The sequence below is a fragment of the Bacillus cereus group sp. N11 genome, assembly GCF_016483605.1.
In the GTDB taxonomy this organism is placed as follows: Bacteria; Bacillota; Bacilli; order Bacillales; family Bacillaceae_G; genus Bacillus_A; species Bacillus_A toyonensis.
In genome coordinates this window covers 1-24,728 of the sequence record NZ_JAEHBN010000026.1, presented here as the reverse complement: position 1 = coordinate 24,728, position 24,728 = coordinate 1, and the positions used below count along the sequence as shown (strand labels likewise).

Below are 24,728 nucleotides of genomic sequence, written 5' to 3'. Positions count from 1 at the left end.
TCCAAATCACCCCCTCATGCGAATGCGCGGATCTACTACGCCATATAAAATATCAGCAATTAAGTTACCGAGAATTAACATGAATGATGATAGTAATGTAATTGCCATGATAATCGGATAATCAAATCTAAAAATAGCATTTACCCCAAGTGAACCAAGTCCTGGCCATGAGAATACCGTCTCCGTAATAAACGCTCCGCCTACTAAACTTGGAATCGATAATCCGAAAATTGTAATGATCGGTATTAATACATTTCGAAGCACGTGATTAAATAACACTGTTTTCTTTGAAGCGCCGTACGCATATTGAATTTGTACATATTCTTCTTCTAATTGCTGAATCGTACTTGAACGAATATATCTCATATAAACAGATACGTTTTGGAACGCTAGCACCATGCAAGGTAAAATGCCGTGTTGCACAATATCCCAGACAGAATCTTTACCTACGGTGCGCATACCCATACTCGGAAGTAGGTTCAATTTTAAAGAGAATAAGTAGACTAATAGTAGTGCAAACCAGAAAACCGGCATAGAAATACCAACGTATGAAATAAAGTTTATAATGCGGTCAAAGTATGAATTCTTTTTCACACCTGTAAATAATCCAAGTGGTATTGCGATTACGAATGAGACGAGTAAAGATGATCCCATTAACCCAATTGTTGCAGGTAATCTTTCTGTGATAAGCTCCAAAACAGGACGATGATTTTGAAGTGAGTAACCAAAGTTTCCTGTTACAATGTTTTTCAACCATAAAAAATACTGCACGTAAATGGGTTGATCTAGTCCTAAACTTTTGCGAATACGCTCCACGTCAATTGGACTCATATTCGGCGTGACAAAGTTTCGAACCGGATCCCCTGGCGCTAATTTTATTAATAGAAAAGAAATAATAGAAATAACAAATAAAAGTGGAATTGCATTTAAAAGCCTCTTTGCAATTACTTTATACACAAACTTCCCCCCTCAGGATAAAGCGAAACTTTAATCAGCCTGCACCAATTAGGCTTTAACGGACAATCCGACGACTCCCGCCCTACTTCCTCGCATTCATCGAGTTTTGAGGCGGGAGTCTTACTGCCCGTTAAAGCGGGATAAAGAAGCTGATTTCCACCAGCTTCTTTACTGTTTCTTATTTCACTTCATAAATCTTAGATAGATCTTCAAACATTGTGACAGGAATTGCTTTCGCTTCTTTTAATCCATCAAACTTTTTATCTACTGCAATAACTGCTTTCGGATACGCGATTGGTAGATAAGGTACGTCTTCTCTAGCTGTCTCTTGAATTTTATGGTATAGCTCTGCGCGTTTTGTTTTATCTGTCTCAACTGCAGCTTCTTCCCATAACTTATCGAAATCAGCGTTTTTATATCGTGCATAATTGTATTCAGCATTGCTTAAGAATAAGCTCTTATATGAATCTGGCTCAGGTCCCATTATGTAACCACCAAATGTAATGTCATATTCTTTATTCTCTTTATCTAAGCCTTTTTCACTTGCCGCACTAGCATCTAATGCATTTAGTTCAACTTCTAAGCCAACTTCTTTTAATTTTTGTTGTGTATAAAGCGCTAAGCTTTCCATGATTTTATTATTCGTCACATACATCACGCGTACTTTTTCTTTATCTTTTACGCCTGCTTTTGCTAATAAATCTTTCGCTTCTTTTTTATCATACTTATAGTCTTTAATATCTTTCGCATAATACATAGCGTCTGGCGTTAAGATTGAATTTGCTGGTTCTGCAAATTCACCTGAAACGAATGCTGAGTTAATCATTTCTTTCTTATCTAACGCATGCGCAATTGCTTGACGCACTTCTTTTTTCTTCATAAGATCAGTATTCATGTTATAAGATAAGTAGAATAATCTACCTTCAGGGAATGTCACCATTGAGAAGTTCCCTGTGCTATCCAATTTCTTAAAGTCTTGCGGTTCAATCATCTTCATGTTGATTTGACCATTTTGCAGTGAAACATTTGCTGTATTACGGTCTTTTACAACGCGGTATACGATAGAGTCTAACTTAGCTTTCCCACCTACATAATCATCAAATCGATCTAATGCAACATACTCATCTGATTTATACTCTTTAAACTTAAACGGCCCTGATCCTACAGGCTGTAAGTTTTTCTTACTCTTCGCTAAATCTGCTTCCCCTTCAAATACATGTTTCGGAATTGGGAAGAAATCATTCATCACACCTTCGAAAGATGCGCTTACTTGTGGTAAAACGAATTGAGTCGTTAACTCATCTACCTTTTTCACCTCAAGCGGCTTTCCTTTAAAAATAAAGTTTTCACGACTTGAGCTATTTTGCTTCTCATCCAAAATAGATTGGAATGTAAATGCTATATCGTCTGATGTAATTTTCTTACCATCATGCCATTTCAAATTATCTTTTAATTTCAATGTCCACGTTAATTGATCTTCTGAAGGCGTAAAGCTCTCAGCAAGAACAAACTTTTTCTTACCGTCTTCCATATGATACAGCGGCGCATATAAAGCTTGCTGCACAGTTAATGACACACGATCATTCGCATAAAGCGGATTCATCGTATCTGGATTATCGCTAACACCAATCGTTAATGCCCCTCCATCTTTCGGATTCCCTGACTTACTAGTGCCCGCTTGCTTCGAAGAATCTTTTTCCCCAGAACAAGCCGCTAATGCAATAAGTAGTATTAGGACAAATGGTAATGCAAATAACTTCCGTTTCATCTTTCGGCCCCCTCGAACTGTTTATACCCATAAGAAAACTCGGAATTAATCCCGAGTTTTCTTATAAGTTTTAAATTACCACTACCCGTATGTATTGTCAAACTTTTTTGTAAATGTTAAAAGTTTTAAATCTATTAATAGAAACGACTATCTCCCTCCAAAAAAAAGACCACCAAAAGGCAGCCTCAAAACTCAATCCTATTCCCTATCCCACGCTCCACCGCTTTCTCATACAAATACTTCGCAACGATAATATCTACTACGGCCAAGCCAACTGATTTGAAAATAGTAATCTCTTCCTCATTCTCTCTACCAGCTTTTTCACCGCTTATAATTTGACCAAGTTCGGCGTGTATGTCGCTAGCTTTAAATAAACCTTCTTTTATTGGCACTTGAAGATCGCCCGTTTCTTCTAATGCTGCTTCTTTTGATTCGACTACTACTTTGTTTGCGTTCGCGATGGCGTGAGATGGTAGTTCTTGCATGCTCGGTCTGAATGAACCGACAGCGTTTATGTGGACACCTTTTTGTAGTTTTTCTGAGAAGACTGGTGTGGATGCATTTGTTGTTGTGACGATGATGTCTGCTTCGTTTATCGCTTCATTTGGATTTCTATAAACGTAAGCAGGTTTGCCGAATGTCGTTTGTATATGTTGCGCGAATGCATACGCTTTTTCTTCCGTTCGATTGTATAAAATGACCTTTTCGATATTTCTAACCGCGAATACTGCTTCTGCAATTCCTTTCGCCTGTTCACCGGTTCCAATAATACATAAAGTTTTTGCGTTATGACGAGCTAAATGTTTTGTTGCTACTCCTGATAAGGCACCTGTTCGGATCATCGTTAAGTACGATCCTTCTAAAAGTGCGAGTGGTTCTCCCGTTTGAAAGTCTGATAGCATTACAATCCCGTTTATCGTTTTCTTTCCTATCTTTTTGTTCTGCGGGGCGACTGTTACTACTTTTAAGCCGAGTGCCTCAAGTCCTTCCGCTACTGAAGGCATAATTAATGCCGTATTTTGTTCGCTTGCAAATGGTAATGAAGTACGTATTGGTGTGATCGTTCTTTCTGCGGAAAATTCTTGTAAAGCAAGCGCCGCGTATGCAATGACTTCGTTCATATTTACTAAATTTCTTTGTTCTTCTGCGCTTATAACTAGCATATTTGTTCACCCTTTTCTAAATTCTTTTCTTCACTAGATGTGATATTTTCATTCACGACCTGCGCTCCTACTAAATCACCCGTAATATTTACAACTGTGTGACCCATATCGACGAGCGGAGACACCGCCGCAATAATCGGGATAATTGTTAGCGGAAGCCCTAGTGTAGAAAGTAAAATGGTCGCGGTAATAACGTCCGCACCTTTTACTCCAGCGCAGCCCGCCGCAAGGACGATCCCTAAAAATACAGTTTGCATAATAAGCCCAAATGTAATCGGAATACCATATACGTTTAATGCGAAAACCGCTAATACACCAAGCGCTGCTGATAGTCCGTTCATATTAACAGTAGCTCCAAGTGGAATGGTGAAACCAGCTACCGATTCAGGTATGCGAAGTCTTTTTTGCGCTACTTCCATCGTTACCGGAAGAGTTGCGCTACTTGATGTCGTACTAGCAGCTACGAGCATAGCTGGACTCACTTGTTTGTAAAAATGAATTGGGCTTATCTTTCCGAAAACTTTCAGTACAATTGGGTACATAATGAACAGAATGAGTAACAATGATAAATAATCAGCTACTACATAACTAACGACCGCCGTAAGCATGTCTGCTCCAAATGTACCAACTACATGAGCAATTAACGCCATAATTCCGTACGGAGCGAATCCAATAACGATTTCCGCAATTTTAATCATTATTTTTGATCCTTCATGAACTAATTTACGAGTTCCTTTCGCTTGATCACCAAGAAGAATAAGTGCTATGCCGACAAAAATAGCAAAGATAATAATTTGAAGCATACTAGTTTCTGAAGCTGCTTGAATGACGTTAGAAGGAAACCATTGCACAATATTATCTACAAAACTAAACTTCTCTTCTTTAAAGTTCTGTCCATTCGCAAGAAGACCTTCTACACCTTTACCCGGATTGATAATAAAAGCAATTACTACGCCGATACTTGTCGCTAATACAGCAGTCATTGCGTAGTAAATGAAAATTCTTCCGCCAATTGCCCTTAACATTTTCGGATTTTCAAGCCCGGCAATACCTGAGACGATACTTAAAAAGGTTAAAGGAACGATAATCATTTGTAATAAACGAATAAATATATCCCCAATCGGTTTTAAAACAGCTACTTTCGGTCCAAATGCTACTCCTAAAGCAATACCGATTAATGCTCCTATCAAAATTCTCACAGGTAAATTTTGTTTTCGCCACCACTTCATCCAAAGGTACCCCCCCTAAAAAAACATTAAGCTAACAAAAACCCCCGATTCAAATCATCTCTCGGATCTAATACAAACTGATGAAATCCTGTAATAAATGCCTGCCCGGTTACTTTCGGAACGATTGCTTCATATTGAGCTACCTCTGTTACAGATAATACTTCTCCCACAAAATGACCATCTGTGATACATTCGTGGATAAAAGTTTCTCCCTTTTGTAAGGCACCTTTTTCAAAAAGAGTTGCGAGTCTCGCAGAAGTTCCTGTGCCGCAAGGAGAACGGTCTACTTGGCCGTCAGCAAAGATTGTCACATTTCGCAAAGTAGCGTCTTTCCCTTTCGGTTCATCTGAGAAAATAACGCCGTATATTCCTTTTAAACCTTCTTCCAGTGGATGTTTCACTTCCATTTGGCTCTCAATATAGTGTTTAATTTTTCCTCCCCACACTTGAATAGCAGATAAATCTTTGAAATCAATTTTCAAACCAAATTCTTTACTATCTACTACCGCATAAAACGCTCCACCAAACGCGATATCTACTTGAAATTCATAGTTATCTATTTTGATAGGAACGTCTTTTTTATATACAAACGAAGGAACATTTTCAAATGATACTGACTCTACTTCACTCCCGTTAAACTTTGCGTACGCAATAACTTCCCCGGCAGGGCTATCAATAATGAATTTTTGCTTTTCACCAGTCACTTCAAACATACCTGTTTCAATTCCTACTGTAATAACAGCAATAATGCCGTGGCCGCACATCGTACTCCAGCCTTCATTATGCATAAATAAAACACCAAAATCAGCGTGAGCACTTGCAGGCGGTGTAACGATACAACCATACATCCCGTGATGCCCTCTCGGTTCATACATAAGAATTTCACGAAGGTGATCCAAATGTTCCATACAGTATGCGCGTCTTTCTAGTTGCGTTTCTCCCTTTATCTCTGGCACGCCACCCGTAATAATTCGAAGCGGTTCCCCAGCTACGTGAGCATCAATTGTTGTGTATATTTTGCTAACCTTCATTTCTATCTCTCCTTCATATCTTTATACCATTTCCATTGCAAGTATCATGCCAACGTGCAGAGCGTTGATTTGTTTACATTTTTCAGAAAAAGGTGTATTCTTTTGGCAACAAATCTGTATACCACTGTCTACTTTTTTACAAATCCCCTACTCATTATTACGGGATAAATTCTTTTGGAGGCCATGTTATGAAACAATTCGATAACTTTGCAGTTCCAACGTTGCACACACTCCTCTCTTACGTGGAAGAAGCGATTTCTATCGTAAATACGAAGGGCGTTATGTTGTACTGGAATGAGGCAGCAGAAAAAATGTATGACATTAAGAAAGAAGATATTATCGGTAGAAATGTGCAAGAGTTTTTTTCAAAGGAAGATATTATGAATTTAAAAGTTCTTGAGAGCGGGCAACCGGTTCGAGATATTTATCATCTTCCTCGGCCAGATAAGCATGTCTTAATTAGTACGACTCCTATTTATGACGAAAGTAATGAATTAATTGGATCTATGTCTGTAGAACGAGATATTACTGCAACGATTAAGTTAAATGAAAAACTATCCTCTACTTCTGAAGAATTACAGCAATTAAAGCAAATGATTCAGCATCAACAAGATGACCCCTTCAGCACGATTAAAGGAAGTAACGCAACACTTCAGCACATAATCCATAACATGAAAAAGGTAGCGAAAACTGATGCAACGATTTTAATTACAGGAGAAAGCGGCGTTGGAAAGGAACTCTTTGCCCAGGCTATTCATGAAGCGAGCCTGAGAAACAAGCAACCTTTTATCCCTATTAATTGCGGCGCTATTCCTGCCGCTCTATTTGAAAGTGAATTATTTGGTTATGAATCTGGTGCATATACTGGAGCCGCTAAGGGCGGAAAAGCAGGAAAGTTAGAATTAGCAAATGGCGGTACTTTATTTTTAGATGAAGTAGGCGAGCTCCCGCTTGATATGCAAGTAAAGCTACTTCGCGCTTTACAAGAAAAAGAGATTTACCGAATTGGCGGACAAGCACCGAAAAAAATAAACGTAAGAATTGTTGCCGCAACGAATCGTATTTTAGAAGACATGGTGCTCAGCGGAACGTTTCGATCTGATTTGTTTTATAGACTAAATGTTTTCACAGCGCACATCCCGCCGCTGCGAGAGCGAACAGACGATATTTCCTTTTTAACTCATCATTTCTTAAAGGCATTTTCTTTTAAATATAACAAGCCCGCTCCATTCGTTCATCAAGAAGCGATGAATAGGCTACATACATATTTTTGGCCGGGTAATATTCGCGAACTGCGCAATATAATAGAAAGATTAATTGTCCTTCATGACGGGAAAGAAATACGGGAAGCAAATATTTTGCAACTATTGCCTTCGCAAAAATCTGTCTCTCATACAGAGCGCTCACTCACTGACGAGAAAAAGAACTTAGAGAAAACTAGAATTATACAAACTCTCGAAGACACATACGGAAACAAAAGTATCGCTGCAAAAAAGTTAGGCATGTCCCGGGCTAATTTATATAAGAAACTGAAGAAGTACGGGATTACTTACGAAGTAGAGCATTAATCAGTGTGGGGACCTACAACCAACCCCACACTCTACAAAAATATATCAGCGATTATCCAATTATATCGACCGCAACTCCGAATATATCGGCGATTCGACACAACTTATCGACTTACCGACAAATTTCGCGCTTCTACGTTTAATATCCACCAACCAATCCTACACCCGGACATCCGGCCCCACACTCACCAAACCTCAAAACAAAAAAATCCCCCGAAAACCCTGGGGGATCCATCAAACCCTCACCGCCACCACATCCAGCACTTGCTTAGCAATTTCCTCACCAATCTTTATACTTGCCGTTGCAGCTGGAGATGGTGCATTACAAATATGTAGAGAATTGATGCCAGGAATAATGCAAAAGTCATCAACCATATTTCCGTTTGATAAAATAGCTTGTGCCCTTACCCCTGCATGTGTTGGCACGATATCTTTCTCTGTTAGTTCTGGTATGAGGCGCTGTAAGCTTTTTAAAAATGATTGTTTACTAAATGAGCGCACCATCTCTTTTATGCCTTCTTTCATATTTGGCATCGCCATTTTCCAAAAGCCTGTGTATGTCATTGTTTCCATGAAGTCTTTCATATTAAAGTCCGTTTTCGTGTAACCTTCGCGCTTGAAGCTTACTACTGCGTTTGGTCCTGCATGTACGTCTCCGTTTATCATTCTTGTAAAATGAACACCTAAAAACGGGAATTCTGGGTTTGGAACTGGATAAATTAAATGTTTGACGAGATGGCGTTTTTCTGGGACAAGTTCGTAATATTCACCACGAAACGGAACAATTTTCATATCAGTTAATATGCCTGTCTTTTTCGCAATGCGATCGCTATGTAAGCCTGCGCAGTTAATGAGAAATTTCGTTTTAAATGTGCCTTTGTTTGTCTCAATTGTTACGGCATCTTTCTTTTCCGTAATACGCTCTGCGGCTGTTCCTAAGTGTACTTCACCGCCGCTTTCTTGAATTAAGCGAGCAAATGCATAACTGACTCCTTTATAATCAGCAATCCCGCAAGAAGGAACACGGATAGCCCCTAGTCCCTTTACATGAGGTTCAATTTCAGCTAATTCTTCCTTATCTATTTTTGAAATGTGTAAATCGTTTTGTAAGCCTCTCTCATATAAGTTATGTAAAAGAGGAAGTTCTTCTCTTTCTGTAGCGACAATTACTTTTCCGCACATGTCATAAGCGATGTCATTTTCTTTACAAAATTGAACCATAGCTGCATTTCCTTCTTTGGCAAACTTCGCTTTATAACTCCCTGGTTTATAATAAATGCCAGAATGAATTACTCCGCTATTATGTCCAGTTTGATGGTGTGCAAGTTCCTTTTCTTTTTCAATGATCGCGACTTTCGCACGAGGGAATTTTTTCGTTAAAGCCATTCCAGTTGATAGACCAACAATTCCTCCGCCAATAATTATAAAGTCATACACTCTAATTCCCCCTTAATCGTATAAAGTGAAACTTTAATCAGTGGGGTTTCGTCCATCCCCACTGATTATTAGTCTTCACCAATTGGGCGTTTACAGGCAGTTAATCTTCCACCTAACTTCTTTGCTTCAGCCGAATTTTAAGGTGGGAGTTTTACTGCCCGGCAAATAGCGGGATAAAAGGCAGGTCTATTCAAAAGACCTGCCGTACATATTATTTAGAAAAACAACCGCGCTGACGCATGAGTTCTCTATATAAATCTTTATTTTTCTCAAATGCAGCTCTTCCGTGCATCCAAAATAAATTGTTTAAAAGAACTAAGTCACCAACTGGTAATTTTAATGCATGTGTTGCCCGTGAGTTTTCAACTGAATAGGATAAGTCTTTCAAATAGTTTGCTTGTTCCATATTATCTGGATAAGCGAACTGGTCAATAAAGCAAATACATGGTGCGTTATTTATATCAAAAAACGTTTCACGATAGACGATTTCTTGCGCATTTTTACTTGGTGGTGCTTTATACGTAATTTTAACAGATGCGAGTGAATGGTTTCTAAATTTTTGAAGATCTTCCCAATCGTCTAAATGTAGTAAACGAGATTCTCCTCCTACTGCATTTTGCTCTTCCATTTTCATCATAAGAAGCCAATCTGTCGGTTCATCAACGAATGTACCATCCGTATGAAGTGTAAACAATCGGTACGCTTGACGAAGGTAAGAATCACTACTATCCGTATCTTTCACATTAAATCTTGCATAATACGTTCCTGTCATTGCATCGAAGTTTGGTGCCCCAATTAAATGTGTTATTGCTGTTGCAAATTTCACGTAATCTGCTGGATCTGCCGTTTCACCTTGCACCCCAATTGTAAATCCGCCCGTTTCACGGTCATGAATAATGCCGCGAATGTTATCCATAAATGATTGCCCAAAAATCTTTCTCATTCCATCAGCAAGATTAAACCGCGAATACGGAATGTATTGTAATGACTGCTCTGAATGCTCTTTTACCTCTTCAAAAAACTGCTTAAGCAATTGCTGATTTAACATAATATGATATAAACGTTTATGCTCCGGATGAGGAATAATTTCATAACCCTCATATTTTTTTGCAAACTTCATCTTCGTACTTTGTTCTGTAATAATCGACATTTCAATTCCTCCCTAAATGAAATATGAAGAACGTATTGACGCTTTTTACAGACAGTTATCCTTATCTTCTTATGCCGAGATTTGGTCTTACTGCCCTAACAGCAAAAAGCCAGTCATACGCACCACGACAGAAAATCGTAGAAACGTACAACTGGCTTATCATTACGAGTGTCTTTAATCTCTTAAAGTACAATAATAATAGACAGTTCATATGAAAACATGTGTAAACAGGAAAACAAGATCGAATTTAGAGAAGGCTGATTTCTCGAATGGATCTTATTAATTAAATAATAATTCTAAATATTCTAACTGTCAATTCGTTTTTTATTATTTCCTCGACATACTTTACACATTTTATAAATCCCCTTTTTTCGCTTCTTGTTTTACAACTTGAATTTCTTTTCACGTATTCATCTTACTTACTCCCAAATAAAATAAGCCAGTCGCATCTCTTTAAAGGAAATACAACTGGCTCTCATTTATCGTTATAAACTAGACATTGATTATAAATTTGTTTCCTCGTACTCTTCCACAGGCTTTTCATCATTTAAATAACTTACATATTGGCGATGCAAATCTTTGACCGCACTGACGATAGCATTTTGCGCTTTTCCTTGATAATGATCTGTAATATCTTGCACAATTTCTTCAATACCATCTCGTAAACTATGTCCTCTTAAAATTTGGGCGACGAAGCCTCTCCCGTGCTCTGTTGCAAGCGTACATGACGCTTCAATAATGACATGATATTTATGATCTGCTTCAATTGTAATTGTTAACGTTTCGTACATACTGCGAACCGCCATCCCTTTCGGAAGTCTCGAATGTCCAGCCATAAAAAAAGTTCCTTTGCGCATATTTCACCCTCCGTTACTATGTTAAAAGCCAGAAAAGCATCGTATACAGCTGCATTGAATTTTATTTACTCCCCTTATCCTTCTAGCTCGTACTCCTGCTAAAGAAGCTCAAGTGGAAAGAAGCTACTCTCTTCATTTTCAAATATAAATCCGGGCTTACAGCGAGGCTACTCACTGCCATCCGATACTAAATTAATCATAATGTAAATAAACTGAATATTCAATATTAATTTGATAAGAAAGTTCCAAATCCCCCCAACATATACTGTTCAAAAGAAAAAAGGAAGTGGTCTCATGTATTACGGAACAAAAGGCTGGTACGTAGCTGAGCTTAAAAAATTAGGTGTCCGCTATCATGAAGGACGAAAACTAGAAAGTTACCGCGGACACGTATTGCGCAATTTATTAATCGCACAACAAGAGAAAACGAAAGAAGAGCAATCTAATATCGATTGATTCTCGAAATATATTAGCGGTTCAACATAGTATATCGACTTATCGACAAATCATCTCCCCATTCCACCAACCAATCACACATTCATACAAACCAAAAAGGCCACCCTAACAGGTGACCTTTTTTCTTATTCACAAACAAGAATTTGTCTAGAAAATGATCCTTTTCTTGTGATACAGCGGTCTGTAATTTCAAATCCCGCTTCATGAATCATGTCGTCCATTGTTTCCATCGTGACAACGACTACTTTTTTTGCGATACGGCGCGCACTTGAAAGAATCGAGAGTTGATCTTCTGGTGTTGCGTGCGTAAATAGGTCGTATGGCATATCGATAATTGCGACGTCGTAGTTCTCAGTAATTTCTTCAATTGGGCCTTTTGTTACTGTTCCTTCAAACCCGAAATGTGCGATGTTTTTTCTCGTTCCAAGAACTACAAGTGGATTTATATCTCTACCAACGATGTTAATCCCCATAGAAAGTGCTTCTACTACTACTGTTCCAATGCCACAGCACGGGTCAATTGCTCGTACTCCATCTGGGTTTGGTACAGCGATATTTGCGACAGCTCTAGCAACACGTGTGCTCAGTGATGTCGAATAGCTATGCGGTTTTTTTATGTGATGATACCAAACTGGATCACTTTCTACATAGTGCCCGAAGTACCAACGTCCTCCAAGAGGAACAATCCCGAATACGCGCTCTGGATTACGAACGTCTGCTTCTCCTTCAATATGCATACCGAGGTCTCGTTCAATAAGGCGTCTTTCCCCATATTCAATTTTATTTTCTTTACCAAGATCATTGATTTTAACGAAGATAACTTTGAATGTCGCTCCCGCTAAATCAATTTGTTCCACTTGTTCTAAAATGCTTTCTAAGTCGTCCCCTTCATACATAACCTCAACGCGCTCTTTAATAAACGGACTTCTACTCGGAGCAATCTTGACTTCACTTTTCAAAATATTAACGTGAGACTCCATCCCAAAGAACGAGCGCATTTCCAAGTAACATAAAGCACGCTCCTCTTCGCGAAACGCATACGTATATATACATGCAGGTGTTTTACTATGATTACTCAATCTATTATCATCCTTTATCGTTTAAAATTGTTATGATCACAATTACTCGAATATTTTTGTATATAAAATTAAATGATATCATATGCCGGAAATAAAGAGAAACCTTTCTAAATCCTTTCGCAAATAAAAGAGACTGCCTATTGGCAATCTCTTTATGTTTAATAACAGAAAGAAGATACATTCTGAGCTTGTTCTTCCTAGTAATCTAGCATACCACCATAAGTTGCTTCTCCTAATGTATCATTTGAAATTGTCCTTAACATATACATTCCCTTCCTCCAAAGGAAGCTTTTTCTGATCAACCCGCTTCGCTTTTCCCGTTTCAAGATCGGTTTGGAAAGTTGAAAAATACCACATTCCTTCTCCATTATCATAATTCCCAATAAGAAACTTCCCTTTATCTAAAGCTTTAAAACAAGTTCCTGTAATACCAAAATCATCTTCATCAATTTTCACTTCGAGCACTTTCCCTTTATGAATGTAAAAAGCTTTCACTGTTGAAAAATTAGAAGACTCACGTTGCAGTGCTATGAAAAAATCTGGTGTACCTTTACTTACAAATCCATTTTTTCTAGACGTATTAAATACAAACTCTCCAATTTTCGCCTCTTGCAAATATAATGTCGCGCTTGTAGATTGTAAGGCAAGCTGATATTCACCTTTATATATTTGATCCCCTTCTTGTGCACCAACCCAAGGTTCTTTTTGCGTTTCATGTTGTTCATTATTCGAAAAAACATGCAAAGTATACGCTTCTCCCTCAGTAGAATTCATTAAAACCGTGTAGCGACTTTGCACTTGTGGATTTATTTGTGACCCTTGTATTTTTCTACTCTCTTTTTTATTCCCCTGGGTATCCTCTACCTTCGTCACTACTTTTTCATCTGAACCTCCTTGAGCACATCCACTTAACATTAAGCTTACAACGATACTCCCCATCAATAATTTCTTCATCTTGCCCCCCTAAATGAAAAGCTGATTAAAAATAATATTTTTAATCAGCCCACTTTATTTTCTATGAAATTAGTCTTCAATTAAATTAGACATTACATACGCATATACTAATGATTCTGTATGTGCAATGGAACTCTCATGCGTACGTTCAAAAGCGTGAGAAGAATCAATACCGGCTCCAATTAATGCATGTTTCACATCAAATCCAGCGCGAATCGCAGCTGATGCGTCAGATCCGTAGTACGGGTAAATATCTACTTTATATTCAATATTGTTCGCTTTCGCAAGCCCAACTAAATGTTTACGTAATGCATAATGGTATGGACCACTAGAATCTTTTGCGCAAATAGATACTGTATATTCATCAGATGTTTGTCCATCACCTAACGCTCCCATATCAACTGCTAAATATTCAACAGTTTCTTCTGGAATGTTAGAGTTTCCACCGTATCCAATCTCTTCATTATTAGAAATTAAGAAATGCGTCGTATATGGTAATGTTACATTTTCATCTTGCAATCTTTTAATTAATTTTAATAGAATTGCTACGCTTACTTTATCATCTAAATGACGTGATTTTATGTATCCACTGTCTGTAATTTGAACACGCGGATCGAATGAAACGAAGTCTCCTACTTCAATTCCTAATTCGCGTACTTCATCAGCTGAAAAGACACGCTCATCAATACGAACCTCAATATTTTTCTCATCGCGTTTCGCTTCACCTGCATCTTTATATACGTGTACAGATGTTTGATGCATTAAAATCGTTCCTGTATACGCCTTACCGCTTGACGTTTCAATTTCGCAATATTCCCCTTCTACAGAGTTCCAGCGAAATCCGCCAATCATAGATAAACGAAGACGACCGTCAGATTTAATTTCTTTTACCATCGCACCTAACGTATCAACATGAGCAGTTAATAAACGATGTTGATCATCATTTTTCCCTTTTACCGTTAAAATAAGAGCGCCTTTATTATTACGCTTCGTCTCTACGTTCCACTCACTCACATAGTTTTCAATGAAATTAATAATTTTCGCCGTATTTCCCGACGGACTCGGAATAGAGACAAGCTCCTTAATAAGTTCCATCGTTTCTTTCGTATGATGTGCCATTGTCGTTTCCTCCTCATTTTCTCTATTATTCAGTATACAAAATTTGCTATGAAACCTCTACTTATATAGTCTAATTTTCTAAATTATAGTAAAATTCTCTTTAGTATGTAAAAGGGAGCTACAAAATATGAATATATCAAAAAAATATATACACATTGCACTCATTTGGTTTTTAGCATCATTACTTTGTTTACAAGTTTCTTATGCCGTTCATACTACTACTTCTATTACAATCGGCTGGGGATTAACGGCTATCTTCTTCATTATTAGCTTCATTGCAGCAAAAAAGCATAGCGTTAGTGAGTAACGCTATGCTTTCCCTATAAAACTATTCTTCTGAAACATCTAATAAATAAATCCCTCTTTCAAATCCACCGTGCTCTTCTTTTTTTTTCTTACGAAGGCGTTCTACGTCTTCAATTGTTGCTCCTTCTGCACGCGCTAATGACATAATCACTTCCAGTGCATCCGCAAGAGAATCTAACGCATGTTCACGCTCTTTCATAGAAGCAAATTCACGAACTTCTTCCGTGCCAATTTTTGCTAAAGCTTGTATGTATGCTTGGCCTGTTAATTTTTGTGCTGTATATGTTTTTCCAGACATTAATATTTTCTCTGGAACACGGTCTCTTACTAACTTGTTATAAGTTGACATCATTCATCCTCCTATGTTCAATAACACCCGAGCTCTGCTTTATAGAAAAACCACTCTTTTTTCACACACGCACTTAACATATCAATTCCTGATCCGTGCGCCCTTACATGCGGAAAGAAATAGTGCTCTGATTTTTCTTCTTCATTACCATATAAAGTTTGGTACTCATCTGGAATCGCTTCTTTTTTCACATCTTTTTCTTTCGTCACCCCGCCAGAAAACGCAACACTTGGATGCCCTTCAAAAAATAATGCAGTTCGTACAGTCATAGATGGTGTACTGTGCAAAGCATAATATACAAACAAAATTATACCGGTAATACCTATAATTTTTTTCATGTATGACTCCTAAAAAAAAGTGCTAACACAATTATACTAAAATGTGTTAGCACTTTCTCCCTTTTATCCCGAATTAACGGGCTAATAATCAGTAGGAAGTGAGCAAAATCCCTCACTAATTAAAGTTTTACTTTATTCCCCTTTAAATGCTGGTAGACGTTTTTCTAAAAACGCAGCAATGCCTTCTTTATGGTCAGCTGTTTGTCTCATCGCATATTGACCGCGTTTTTCAAGCTGAAGCGTCTGTTCTAAATTAGAGCGATTGACTTCACATAAAATTTGCTTCGTTTGAATCATCGCCTTAATCGGCTTTTGTGACCATTCATTAATTTTTTGTTTCACAGCCGTTTGGAAGTTCTCGCTGATTACTTCATCAATTAAGCCGATATCTAACGCTTCTGTTGCTGATAATTTCTTGCCTTCCCAAATAATTTGCTTCGTCATATTTTCACCGACGCGCTTTTGTAGGAAGAAATGACCGCCACCATCTGGAATTAAAGCGATTCCAATAAAGTTCATCGCAATAACTGACGATATATCTGCCATCACATAATCAGCAGTTAATGCAATACTTAATCCAAGACCAGCAGTGGGTCCATGAATTGCACTAATCACAAGCTTCGGCATCGTATATAAAGTTACAACGACTTCAGAAATGGTATTCATAATACCGTCAAACTTGCTTTCATCATTACTTGAAAGCATCGATTTAATATCCCCACCCGCAGAAAAACCACGGCCGTTCCCGCATAGCACAACAATATGCGCAGAACTCTCCGCTACTTCTTTCAACTTTTGTAATAGCTCTTTTAACGTTGGCTCATCTAATGCATTTAACACTTCTGGGCGATTGACCATCACCGTTGCTACGCTTCCTTCATATTTCACAACCACAGATTCTGTTTTACTCGTTACTTCCATCATATACCCCTCTTTTCTATATAAAGATTATACTTATATAATTATAGAAAACAGGTAAAAAATCCTTCTTTTTTCTTAATTTTCTGTCTAATAATCTCGCAATTTGTATATATCCTGTATAAAACATACCATTTCGTTAAAAAATATAGCAATCAAAGTCGTTTTATCCATACCTTTCATCTATCTATCATTACAATGAAATAATGTCTTCTTGCATGTACTGCTTAAAAACAAATATTGAAATTCATTCGCCTTACTATAAAGTGAAGGCTTTTACGGTCCGCAGAGCTTCCACCTAACTTCTTTGCTCCAGCTGAATTTTGAGGTGGGAGTTTTACTGCGCGGTAAATAGCCCGATAAAAAGGTATTTATCCCCTCACTCGGGTGCTGAAATAAAAGAATGAAGAAATGGAGGAACATATGGTTAATAAGTTGAAACAGACGGATAACTACTTCCCACATTTCCTACTGCTATTCATTGTGTTTCAACCAATTTTAGATTTACTAACATCTTTTTCAATCTATGTATTACACATGAGCGCAACAGTCGGAATCGTAGTCCGTTTCGCCTTTATGCTTCTTGCATCAGGGTATCTACTTCTTCATCACAAACAACAAGGTGCGAAAAAATACATTCTCTACTTATGCTTACTTGGAACTGTACTCACAATCGGCCTTGTTAATAATTTAATGGTCAAATCTCCAGTTTCTTTCGGAGAAGAAGTGAAATTCATTTTAAAAAGTGTATATCCAATGGTACTACTGTTTGGGTATATTATCGCTCTTAAAGAGTTAAAAAATAACGAATATGCGTTTCATAAAATCATTATCTATTTCTTATATGCAACGTTAATTTTGAGTATCTCAATTATTGTGGCAATGTTGACTAGTACAGATTTCCCAAGTTATCCGAACTCAAAGATCGGTTCAAGGGGATGGTTCTTTGCTGGAAATGAGTTAAGTTCCATTTTCGCCATTACGTTCCCCATCGTTGTCTTGTACTCAATTCATAAAACAACTTCTTTCTCGAAAATCTATTACTGGATTCCAACTGTACTTGCGATGTATGCAAGCATTATGATTGGAACGAAAGTAGGCTATGGTGCCATTGTTATTACACTTGGTATCGCTCTTTTTTTCTTATTCATTGAATATATTATTCATCGTAAAAAAGAAGGAAAAGGATTCACATATCTTGTAAATACAATTGTTGTTGCTATCGTATTAGGAGGTATACTCATACTTACACCATATACTCCTATCGCCAAAAACATGAGCATCCATTTACAAATATATAAATATAAAAATCCAGTACAAGAAGGAGAGGTAACGAAAGAAGAACGTGAGCAGGGTGAACTAACAGACTCTGAAATGAAGAGTTTAATTTACAGTGATCGTGACAAGTTTTTAAACGTATACAAACAATACTATAAAGACGCACCACTATCTCAAAAACTATTTGGAATGGGCTACGCTGGTAACTATACAACTACACCTAAATTAGTCGAAATGGATTTCTACGACCTATTCTTTGCGTTCGGCATTGTTGGATTCCTTATGTATTTGCTGCCGCTTCTTTATTTCGGTATTAAAATATTCATTCACATCATCACTAACTTCAAAAAACTATTAAATGTAAAACATATGCTACTAGCTAACACACTCGTCTTATCGCTCGGCATCGGCTTTATGTCTGGTCACGTATTAACAGCACCAGCCGTAAGTATTTTCTTCGTTGTTATACTTGCTTATATGATTGTTGATTTGGGAATTGAATAACAAAAAGAAGGTACTCTGAAAAGTCCGTTATACTGGATTTTCGAGCACCTTCTTTTTATTTCATTCGTGTTTTACATACTCTAAATTTTCTTTTGCGATATTTTTATTATACCGTCTAAACACCTAAAAACTTCAATTTCTCTTTCTGTTCGTCGTTCGCCATTACTACAATTGTTTTTTCAATACTTGGATGTACTTGTTCAAGCGTTACACTCGCTCCAGCTTTATTTGACTGCTCAACAAAATTTAATAATGCCATCGCTCCTGACACATCCATATAGCGCACATCTTTCATACGTAAAACAATCGGTGACTTCACATCTTGTAAAGTAGTAAAAATACGATCTACTGATAGGAAAGAGAGCGGTCCTTGAATCGTATACGTTGCTTCTCTTTCTTTTACAATCGAAGTTTTACGTTCTTTACATTTCACAATGTATAGGATGAAGGAAAGAATAATCCCGAATGCAACAGCGATCATTAAATCAAACTTTACTGTGACAATCATCGTTACGAGCATAACAATAACATCACCTTTTGGCGCTACATGCATTTTCTTCATGCTTTCCCAGTCGAACATTCCAATACCCGTTAAAATTAAAATACCTGATAATACAGCAAGTGGAATGTATTGTACGACTGAACCGAGTCCCATAATGAAAATAAACAATATAACACTATGCATACTTGCCGAAAGCGCCGTTTTACCGCCACTTCTTATATTAACGATAGATCGTACAGTCGCACCTGCACCTGCTAATCCGCCGAACAATCCGCTCATCATATTACCGATACCTTGTCCGACAAGTTCTTTATTACTTTTATGACGTGTACCTGTCACATTATCCATTACGACTGACGTTAATAAAGAGTCAATCGAACCTAATAAAGCAATACTAAGCGCTGGTAAAATAAGTTCTGCTAATCCTGTTCCACTTAAAGATGGAATATGAAGCGTAGGCATCGCTTCTGGAATCGTTCCAATCTTTTCAATTACTTTATTTAGTGAAAGATTTCCGATAATCGGTACCTTCACTGTAAGCCCTTCTAACAATGAAGAAAATAAAGGCAACAACGCAGTCACACCGACTAACGCAACTAAACTAGATGGAATGGCCTTAATCCATTTTCCAGAAACAATCATTACAATGATCGTTAATACTACGAGCAGAAAACTATTTTGCACGTGTTTTATTTCACCTAAAATAATAATCAGTGCAATACCGTTCATAAATCCTGAAACGACAGGATACGGAATATATCGAACGTAAGAGCCTAGCTTACATACCCCGAATAAAATTTGAAAAAGTCCCGCCATCATAAATGCTATAAAACTCGCCTCTAACCCGTGAGTCGCAATAACTCCTGTCGCGATAACCGTAATCGGTCCAGTTGGCCCAGTAACCTGCCCAGGTGTACCACCAAATAACGCCGCAAATAAACCTGCAAAAATGGCACCATACAATCCGACCAGTGCACCTTCAGACGTTCCCGTTGCCGCAATACCAAACGCAATGGCAAGTGGCAACGCAACAATCGCAACCGTAAATCCTGCTAAACATTCCTTTGCAATTTTTTGAAACATAAAATAACCACCTTCGTATAAAGTGAAACTTTAATCAGTGGGGGTTTTGTTCATCCCCCACTGATTATTAGCCCACACCAATCGGGCGTTTACGGGCAGCAGGGCTTCCACCTAACTTCCTCGCATTCGCCGAAATTTGAGGTGGGAGTCTTACTGCCCGTTAATGCGGGATAAAGTCCACGTTCCATTGTACACCTAAAAAGATTTATTCGTTAGCGTACTTTTTACAGTCTCGTGAAGTAAACGTATTCAATGAAAAGTTTCCCCCTTACCTTTGGAAACAATTGCAACTATGCTATAATGAACAAATTAAATCTTTTACTATATACTTGGAGGCACTATGCTAACTTTTGAAGAAAAATTATCGATCATTGAATCTTTCCCTGAATTAGAAAGAAAGAACGTATCATTAAAACGCGTAAACTTTCACTTTGAAGAAAGTCGTTTAGATAAAAAGAACGTTGTATATCATTTACACCCAAATGGAAACGGATTTGTATATGCAAGCGGTATTAAAGGTTACAAAACGGACGATAAAGGTATGATTAACATCCGTGAATTTTCAGCGGAAGAATTACGTTCAGTAATTGAGCAATCAATTGAACTATTATCACAAGAAGAAGTAGTAATCCCTGCAGAACCTGCGAAAGAAGAAGAATGGCATAACGAAGATGGTCATATTCTTACTCTTATATCAGAGGATGACATGTGGAACGTTTACGCTGGCGTAAACTTAGACGGTACATTCAACTCTTATCCAGAAGCAGCGGAATACCTTGATGAAGAAGGTTTTTCACGTAAATAATAAAAATGCCTTTCCAAATTGGAAAGGCATTTTTATTATTTTTTCGTACCTTTTAACGACTCTCTCAGCACAAATTTCTGCAGTTTCCCACTCGCATTACGAGGAAGTTCATCCACAAATAAATAATGACGTGGGCGTTTATAATCTGCTAATTCATCACTTTCTTTACAATACTTTTCTAAATCAGCTTCTGTGATCGCTTCATCTTTCTTTACAATAACGGCTACAACACGTTCTCCCCATAATTCATCAGGTTCACCAAGCACTGCAACATCTAATATACCAGGGTGACTATGGAGGTAATCTTCAATTTCACGAGGATAAATATTTACACCACCGCTAATTACCATATCATCCACGCGATCTGCAACGAATAAATAGCCATCTTTATCAAAGTAACCTAAGTCACCTGAATGATACCATCCTTTATACAGCGATTTTGTGTTTGCTTCTTCACGATTATGATAGCCAGCCATCATAGTCGGACCGCGCAAAATAATTTCTCCCACTTCATAAGGAGGTAATACATCATTTGGCTCTGCAGGTGCATCTTCGTTCGGCTTTACAATACGAATTTCATGGCTAAAACATGGCGTCCCTGCTGAACCAGCTTTCGTAATTTGATCCTCTTCCACGAGAAACGCAACAACTGGCCCCATTTCTGTCATTCCGTATATTTGGACGAGATCAATATAAAGACGTTCTTTACATTCCTTCACTAAAGCCGGTGCCATTGCTGCTCCGCCATATATACCAATTTTCATCGAAGTTAAATCATATTGGGATAAATCTTTTTGCAGCAACATATTCCACATCGTCGGTGCTGCAAAGAACGTTGTAATCTTCTCTTCTTGAATCGTATGTAATACTGTTTCAGTATCAAAGTGATGCAAAATAACATTCTTTCCGCCAACTTGAATGCGCGGTATAATCCCAGCATTCAACTCACCACAATGATATAAAGGTGCTACTACAAGCCCGACACTATCCCTGTTATATTTTAAGAAATACGTACAAATCATACTATGCTCAGTCATTTCACGATGACGATGCAATACGCCTTTCGGATGCCCTGTCGTACCGCTCGTATAAAGCATAGAGCAATAATCCATTTCATCAATTTCAATATCTACTTTCTCAGAAGATGCTGCATTTACTTTTTCATGGTAGGAGCTTGCATAGGAAGGTTTATCGTCTTCTACATACCAAAAGGATGTATTTGGAAAATCTCTTTCAATCATAGCAACAGTTGACTCAACTGCTTTTTCAAAGACAACTACTTTCGAGGATGCGTCCTGAAGAATATAAGATACTTCTTTCGCTTTTAAGCGGAAATTAATTGGATTAAAGATTGCACCAATTTTTGCACAAGCTAAGTAAACGTTTACAAATTCACGACAGTTATATAAGTAAACAGATACACAATCTCCCTTTCTTACTCCCTCTTCTAATAGAGCGTGCGCCGTTTTATTTATTTGTTCATCCCACTGTTTATACGTCCATCGAATATTTTTTTCTGGTTCCACTAACGCCTCTTTATTCGGATACTTACCAACAGATAAATCAAAAATTCTCCCTATCGTCATGTACATGCCAACAATTTCCCCCTTTTCTCTTTCATAAATCTATCATTTCGTCTATAAGTAGACATTGTCCTCTATAAAATTGACTAATTTTTCTGATTATTATCGACATAGTTTTACAAATGAAGGTATGTTTTGATTCACTTCTCAGTAAATAAAATTATATCGGCGGTTTTTTGAATATATCGACCGTAATTTGAAATATATCAGCGATTTTTAAAATATATCGACCGCAACTCAATATATATCAGCGATTTTTCGAATATATCGACTTACCGACAAAAACTGACAAAATAAAATGAAACTTTAATCGGGTTTTTACAGGCAGCCTGCCCCCCGCAAATAGCGGGATAAAAAAGAGACTGTTCCAAATCGGAACAGTCCTCCTATGCTTACACAAACAGCTCTTCTAAAATTTTCAGTTTATCTTCTGTATATTTTACAAAGCCATCGTTATATGATTTTGGATCTTTCGGATTCGCGAAATGCGTAATTGCGCCCGTCTTCGGATGAACAAACTTACTTGAAGCACCACAGCCAAGTCCGATAATCGATTGTACTTCTTCCATAATAACAATGTTGTAAATACTTTCTTGCTTAGGCATTGCATAACCAACGTTCTCTAAGTTACCTAAAATATTCTTTTGACGATATAGGTAATATGGTACGTAATTATGCTTTTGCGTCCACTCTTCTGCTTCGTGCATCATCGCTGTAATTTCTTCACGACCTGCTACTTTATATTTACGTTTGTTTTGCGTCATTTCAGAAGCACGTTTAAATGATAACGTATGAACTGTTAATGATTCTGGCATTAACTTTTCTGTTTCATCTAACGTATGCTTGAAGATATCTAGCCCTTCACCAGGAAGACCAATAATTAAGTCCATATTAATATTGTTCATTCCCATTTCACGAGCTAAGTGATACTTCTCAATTGTTTCTTCTACAGTATGATGACGTCCAATTGCTTTTAGTGTCTCTTGATGGTATGACTGCGGATTAATACTAATACGGTCAATGTTCCATTTATTTAACACTTCTAGTTTTGCTGGCGTAATTGTATCTGGGCGACCTGCCTCAACTGTTACTTCACGCACATTTTTCACATCTGGGAACGCTTCATACATTTCTTCATACAGCATATCCATCTCTTCTGCTGTAATACTTGTCGGTGTACCGCCGCCGTAATAAATCGTCGTAACTGTTACACCTTTTTCTTTTAAAAACTTACCAATTTCACGAACTTCATAATGTAAACCACCTAAGAATGAATCAACAGAGCCTTGGCGTCCGTTAATTGCATACGCCGGGAATGTACAATATGCACATTTTGTTGGGCAGAATGGAATACCGATATAAATACTTACTTCCTCTTTCAAACGGTATAAATCCGGAACTACCGCTAATTGGCAATCCACAATACGCTGAAGAAGTTCAATTTTCTCTTCATGAATTAAATAGCTTTCACGAAGTTCTTGGTGTGCTTCTTCTTTTGACATACCACTTTGAAGCATTTTATGAAGAAGTTTCGTCGGACGAACTCCAGTTAAAATGCCCCAGCTTTGTTCAAGACCAGTTAACTGCTGAAGAACAGAAAGATATACATAAGAAACAACGTGCTTCACTTGCTTCATACGCTCTTTTTCATCTGTAAAAGCAGATAAATCTTTCGCGAATGTTTCTTCATACACATTTCCAGTAGCAACATCTGTTAAGCGAGCTGATGCTTTCACATTCTCTTCAATGTGTATATCAACGATAAGATTTGCTTCCTCTTGTTCAAATCCAATCGTACTATCTTCAAAAAATAAGCCGCCAATATTTTGTAGCGGACGTAAAAAACGATCATCTTGTAACGTTTTAATTGAAATTAACAACATTATCACCTTTTCATTTGCAAACTCTCTTTAGTTTACTTGAAGGGCGTTTGCAGGTCAATACAGAAGGTTTTACCTTATTCCTTCTATTAATAACTTAAAGGCATAAGAGATAATATTTCTCTTATGCCTTTTATACATCTATTAACTATTTTTAGTCATAAATCTTAAACGTATTCCTAATAACACAAGAACAAAACCAACGAATGGAAGATAGTTCATATCATGTCCTGTGGCTGGAAGTTGTTGATTATTAGAAGAACCTTGCCCTTTTTCGGGTAAGTTAGGCTTCTCTGTTCCTTCACCTGGCGTTTCTGTTCCTCCACCTGGTGTTTCCGTTCCTCCACCTGGTGTTTCTGTTCCTCCACCTGGTGTTTCTGTTCCTCCACCTGGTGTTTCTGTTCCTCCACCTGG

Annotated in this window: 23 protein-coding genes; 5 read left to right on the top strand and 18 right to left on the bottom strand. The window is 37.6% G+C overall.

Going from position 1 to position 24,728, the window contains the following annotated elements:
• Nucleotides 1-6: 6 nt before the first annotated feature.
• The 5 genes from JDS98_RS27110 to JDS98_RS27090 form a co-directional block, all read right to left on the bottom strand.
• A complete protein-coding gene (locus JDS98_RS27110; RefSeq protein ID WP_098138433.1) occupies nt 7-957 on the bottom strand; it encodes an ABC transporter permease in 951 nt (316 codons plus the stop codon).
• A 178-nt stretch (nt 958-1,135) separates the two neighbouring features.
• On the bottom strand, nt 1,136-2,725 hold the full coding sequence (locus tag JDS98_RS27105; protein WP_199634521.1) for an ABC transporter substrate-binding protein: 1,590 nt from the start codon (nt 2,723-2,725) through the stop codon (nt 1,136-1,138).
• A gap of 185 nt (nt 2,726-2,910) precedes the next feature.
• Entirely contained in the window at nt 2,911-3,888 is a 978-nt protein-coding gene (locus JDS98_RS27100) for an ornithine cyclodeaminase family protein (RefSeq protein WP_199634520.1), read from the bottom strand.
• A complete protein-coding gene (locus tag JDS98_RS27095) occupies nt 3,882-5,117 on the bottom strand; it encodes a dicarboxylate/amino acid:cation symporter (protein WP_087970964.1) in 1,236 nt (411 codons plus the stop codon). The genes JDS98_RS27100 and JDS98_RS27095 overlap by 7 nt, the downstream gene beginning before the upstream one ends.
• 26 nt (nt 5,118-5,143) lie before the next feature.
• On the bottom strand, nt 5,144-6,148 hold the full coding sequence (locus tag JDS98_RS27090) for a proline racemase family protein (RefSeq protein ID WP_087970965.1): 1,005 nt from the start codon (nt 6,146-6,148) through the stop codon (nt 5,144-5,146).
• A gap of 188 nt (nt 6,149-6,336) precedes the next feature.
• Between JDS98_RS27090 and JDS98_RS27085 the strand changes: the two genes are divergently transcribed.
• On the top strand, nt 6,337-7,716 hold the full coding sequence (locus JDS98_RS27085; RefSeq protein WP_098977197.1) for a sigma-54 interaction domain-containing protein: 1,380 nt from the start codon (nt 6,337-6,339) through the stop codon (nt 7,714-7,716).
• A 234-nt stretch (nt 7,717-7,950) separates the two neighbouring features.
• On the opposite strand, the gene lhgO is transcribed toward JDS98_RS27085, so the two are convergent.
• From lhgO to JDS98_RS27070, 3 genes are all read right to left on the bottom strand, one after another.
• The gene (lhgO, locus tag JDS98_RS27080) at nt 7,951-9,153 is read right to left on the bottom strand and encodes an L-2-hydroxyglutarate oxidase (RefSeq protein ID WP_199634519.1); all 1,203 of its coding nucleotides are present in this window, start codon (nt 9,151-9,153) and stop codon (nt 7,951-7,953) included.
• Between the two features lie 211 nt (nt 9,154-9,364).
• Nucleotides 9,365-10,303 carry a glutarate dioxygenase GlaH gene (gene glaH, locus JDS98_RS27075; RefSeq protein WP_061529542.1) on the bottom strand — a complete coding sequence of 313 codons (939 nt, stop codon included), beginning with the start codon at nt 10,301-10,303 and terminating at the stop codon, nt 9,365-9,367.
• Nucleotides 10,304-10,806: 503 nt separating this feature from the next.
• On the bottom strand, nt 10,807-11,160 hold the full coding sequence (locus JDS98_RS27070; RefSeq protein WP_001225458.1) for a DUF3870 domain-containing protein: 354 nt from the start codon (nt 11,158-11,160) through the stop codon (nt 10,807-10,809).
• A gap of 225 nt (nt 11,161-11,385) precedes the next feature.
• Between JDS98_RS27070 and JDS98_RS27065 the strand changes: the two genes are divergently transcribed.
• Entirely contained in the window at nt 11,386-11,616 is a 231-nt protein-coding gene (locus JDS98_RS27065) for a YflJ family protein (protein ID WP_173781714.1), read from the top strand.
• Nucleotides 11,617-11,741: 125 nt separating this feature from the next.
• Here JDS98_RS27065 and JDS98_RS27060 read toward each other — a convergent pair whose 3' ends face one another.
• The 3 genes from JDS98_RS27060 to JDS98_RS27050 form a co-directional block, all read right to left on the bottom strand.
• Nucleotides 11,742-12,695: a TRM11 family SAM-dependent methyltransferase gene (locus JDS98_RS27060; protein WP_000064982.1), complete on the bottom strand. Its 954-nt coding sequence runs from the start codon at nt 12,693-12,695 to the stop codon at nt 11,742-11,744.
• 240 nt (nt 12,696-12,935) lie between these two features.
• Nucleotides 12,936-13,649 (bottom strand): hypothetical protein, encoded by a 714-nt coding sequence (locus JDS98_RS27055; protein WP_087970970.1) that lies wholly within the window; start codon nt 13,647-13,649, stop codon nt 12,936-12,938.
• A 69-nt stretch (nt 13,650-13,718) separates the two neighbouring features.
• Nucleotides 13,719-14,768: a M42 family metallopeptidase gene (locus JDS98_RS27050; RefSeq protein ID WP_087970971.1), complete on the bottom strand. Its 1,050-nt coding sequence runs from the start codon at nt 14,766-14,768 to the stop codon at nt 13,719-13,721.
• A 127-nt stretch (nt 14,769-14,895) separates the two neighbouring features.
• Between JDS98_RS27050 and JDS98_RS27045 the strand changes: the two genes are divergently transcribed.
• Complete coding sequence (locus JDS98_RS27045; protein ID WP_001027088.1) at nt 14,896-15,075, top strand: hypothetical protein; 180 nt, start codon at nt 14,896-14,898, stop codon at nt 15,073-15,075.
• A gap of 21 nt (nt 15,076-15,096) precedes the next feature.
• On the opposite strand, the gene JDS98_RS27040 is transcribed toward JDS98_RS27045, so the two are convergent.
• The 3 genes from JDS98_RS27040 to JDS98_RS27030 form a co-directional block, all read right to left on the bottom strand.
• On the bottom strand, nt 15,097-15,423 hold the full coding sequence (locus JDS98_RS27040; protein ID WP_052943765.1) for a nucleoside triphosphate pyrophosphohydrolase: 327 nt from the start codon (nt 15,421-15,423) through the stop codon (nt 15,097-15,099).
• 17 nt (nt 15,424-15,440) lie between these two features.
• Nucleotides 15,441-15,761 carry a hypothetical protein gene (locus JDS98_RS27035; RefSeq protein ID WP_199634518.1) on the bottom strand — a complete coding sequence of 107 codons (321 nt, stop codon included), beginning with the start codon at nt 15,759-15,761 and terminating at the stop codon, nt 15,441-15,443.
• A 132-nt stretch (nt 15,762-15,893) separates the two neighbouring features.
• Nucleotides 15,894-16,682, bottom strand: a complete 789-nt coding sequence (locus JDS98_RS27030; RefSeq protein ID WP_000454189.1) for an enoyl-CoA hydratase — start codon at nt 16,680-16,682, stop codon at nt 15,894-15,896.
• 420 nt (nt 16,683-17,102) lie between these two features.
• On the opposite strand from JDS98_RS27030, the gene JDS98_RS27025 reads away from it, so the two are divergent.
• Nucleotides 17,103-18,461, top strand: a complete 1,359-nt coding sequence (locus JDS98_RS27025; RefSeq protein WP_097959674.1) for an O-antigen ligase family protein — start codon at nt 17,103-17,105, stop codon at nt 18,459-18,461.
• A gap of 115 nt (nt 18,462-18,576) precedes the next feature.
• Here JDS98_RS27025 and JDS98_RS27020 read toward each other — a convergent pair whose 3' ends face one another.
• Nucleotides 18,577-20,046 carry a SulP family inorganic anion transporter gene (locus JDS98_RS27020; RefSeq protein ID WP_000486660.1) on the bottom strand — a complete coding sequence of 490 codons (1,470 nt, stop codon included), beginning with the start codon at nt 20,044-20,046 and terminating at the stop codon, nt 18,577-18,579.
• A 340-nt stretch (nt 20,047-20,386) separates the two neighbouring features.
• Between JDS98_RS27020 and JDS98_RS27015 the strand changes: the two genes are divergently transcribed.
• Nucleotides 20,387-20,851: a hypothetical protein gene (locus JDS98_RS27015; RefSeq protein ID WP_000955010.1), complete on the top strand. Its 465-nt coding sequence runs from the start codon at nt 20,387-20,389 to the stop codon at nt 20,849-20,851.
• Between the two features lie 35 nt (nt 20,852-20,886).
• Here the strand turns inward: JDS98_RS27015 and JDS98_RS27010 are convergent, their stop codons facing one another.
• The 3 genes from JDS98_RS27010 to JDS98_RS27000 all read right to left on the bottom strand — a co-directional run.
• On the bottom strand, nt 20,887-22,443 hold the full coding sequence (locus JDS98_RS27010) for a fatty acid--CoA ligase (RefSeq protein WP_199632076.1): 1,557 nt from the start codon (nt 22,441-22,443) through the stop codon (nt 20,887-20,889).
• A gap of 383 nt (nt 22,444-22,826) precedes the next feature.
• The gene (locus tag JDS98_RS27005) at nt 22,827-24,317 is read right to left on the bottom strand and encodes a coproporphyrinogen III oxidase (protein WP_140158622.1); all 1,491 of its coding nucleotides are present in this window, start codon (nt 24,315-24,317) and stop codon (nt 22,827-22,829) included.
• A gap of 141 nt (nt 24,318-24,458) precedes the next feature.
• A partial coding sequence (locus JDS98_RS27000; RefSeq protein ID WP_199634517.1) for an LPXTG cell wall anchor domain-containing protein occupies nt 24,459-24,728 on the bottom strand: 270 nt, incomplete at its 5' end.

What these genes read in the sequence shown, in the direction of transcription:
- JDS98_RS27105 (WP_199634521.1), bottom strand. Translation starts at nt 2,725, where the DNA reads ATGAAACGGAAGTTATTTGCATTACCATTTGTCCTAATACTACTTATT.
- JDS98_RS27100 (WP_199634520.1), bottom strand. Translation starts at nt 3,888, where the DNA reads ATGCTAGTTATAAGCGCAGAAGAACAAAGAAATTTAGTAAATATGAAC.
- JDS98_RS27095 (WP_087970964.1), bottom strand. Translation starts at nt 5,117, where the DNA reads ATGAAGTGGTGGCGAAAACAAAATTTACCTGTGAGAATTTTGATAGGA.
- JDS98_RS27090 (WP_087970965.1), bottom strand. Translation starts at nt 6,148, where the DNA reads ATGAAGGTTAGCAAAATATACACAACAATTGATGCTCACGTAGCTGGG.
- JDS98_RS27085 (WP_098977197.1), top strand. Translation starts at nt 6,337, where the DNA reads ATGAAACAATTCGATAACTTTGCAGTTCCAACGTTGCACACACTCCTC.
- glaH (WP_061529542.1), bottom strand. Translation starts at nt 10,303, where the DNA reads ATGTCGATTATTACAGAACAAAGTACGAAGATGAAGTTTGCAAAAAAA.
- JDS98_RS27070 (WP_001225458.1), bottom strand. Translation starts at nt 11,160, where the DNA reads ATGCGCAAAGGAACTTTTTTTATGGCTGGACATTCGAGACTTCCGAAA.
- JDS98_RS27055 (WP_087970970.1), bottom strand. Translation starts at nt 13,649, where the DNA reads ATGAAGAAATTATTGATGGGGAGTATCGTTGTAAGCTTAATGTTAAGT.
- JDS98_RS27050 (WP_087970971.1), bottom strand. Translation starts at nt 14,768, where the DNA reads ATGGCACATCATACGAAAGAAACGATGGAACTTATTAAGGAGCTTGTC.
- JDS98_RS27045 (WP_001027088.1), top strand. Translation starts at nt 14,896, where the DNA reads ATGAATATATCAAAAAAATATATACACATTGCACTCATTTGGTTTTTA.
- JDS98_RS27040 (WP_052943765.1), bottom strand. Translation starts at nt 15,423, where the DNA reads ATGTCAACTTATAACAAGTTAGTAAGAGACCGTGTTCCAGAGAAAATA.
- JDS98_RS27035 (WP_199634518.1), bottom strand. Translation starts at nt 15,761, where the DNA reads ATGAAAAAAATTATAGGTATTACCGGTATAATTTTGTTTGTATATTAT.
- JDS98_RS27030 (WP_000454189.1), bottom strand. Translation starts at nt 16,682, where the DNA reads ATGGAAGTAACGAGTAAAACAGAATCTGTGGTTGTGAAATATGAAGGA.
- JDS98_RS27025 (WP_097959674.1), top strand. Translation starts at nt 17,103, where the DNA reads ATGGTTAATAAGTTGAAACAGACGGATAACTACTTCCCACATTTCCTA.
- JDS98_RS27020 (WP_000486660.1), bottom strand. Translation starts at nt 20,046, where the DNA reads ATGTTTCAAAAAATTGCAAAGGAATGTTTAGCAGGATTTACGGTTGCG.
- JDS98_RS27015 (WP_000955010.1), top strand. Translation starts at nt 20,387, where the DNA reads ATGCTAACTTTTGAAGAAAAATTATCGATCATTGAATCTTTCCCTGAA.
- JDS98_RS27010 (WP_199632076.1), bottom strand. Translation starts at nt 22,443, where the DNA reads ATGTACATGACGATAGGGAGAATTTTTGATTTATCTGTTGGTAAGTAT.
- JDS98_RS27005 (WP_140158622.1), bottom strand. Translation starts at nt 24,317, where the DNA reads ATGTTGTTAATTTCAATTAAAACGTTACAAGATGATCGTTTTTTACGT.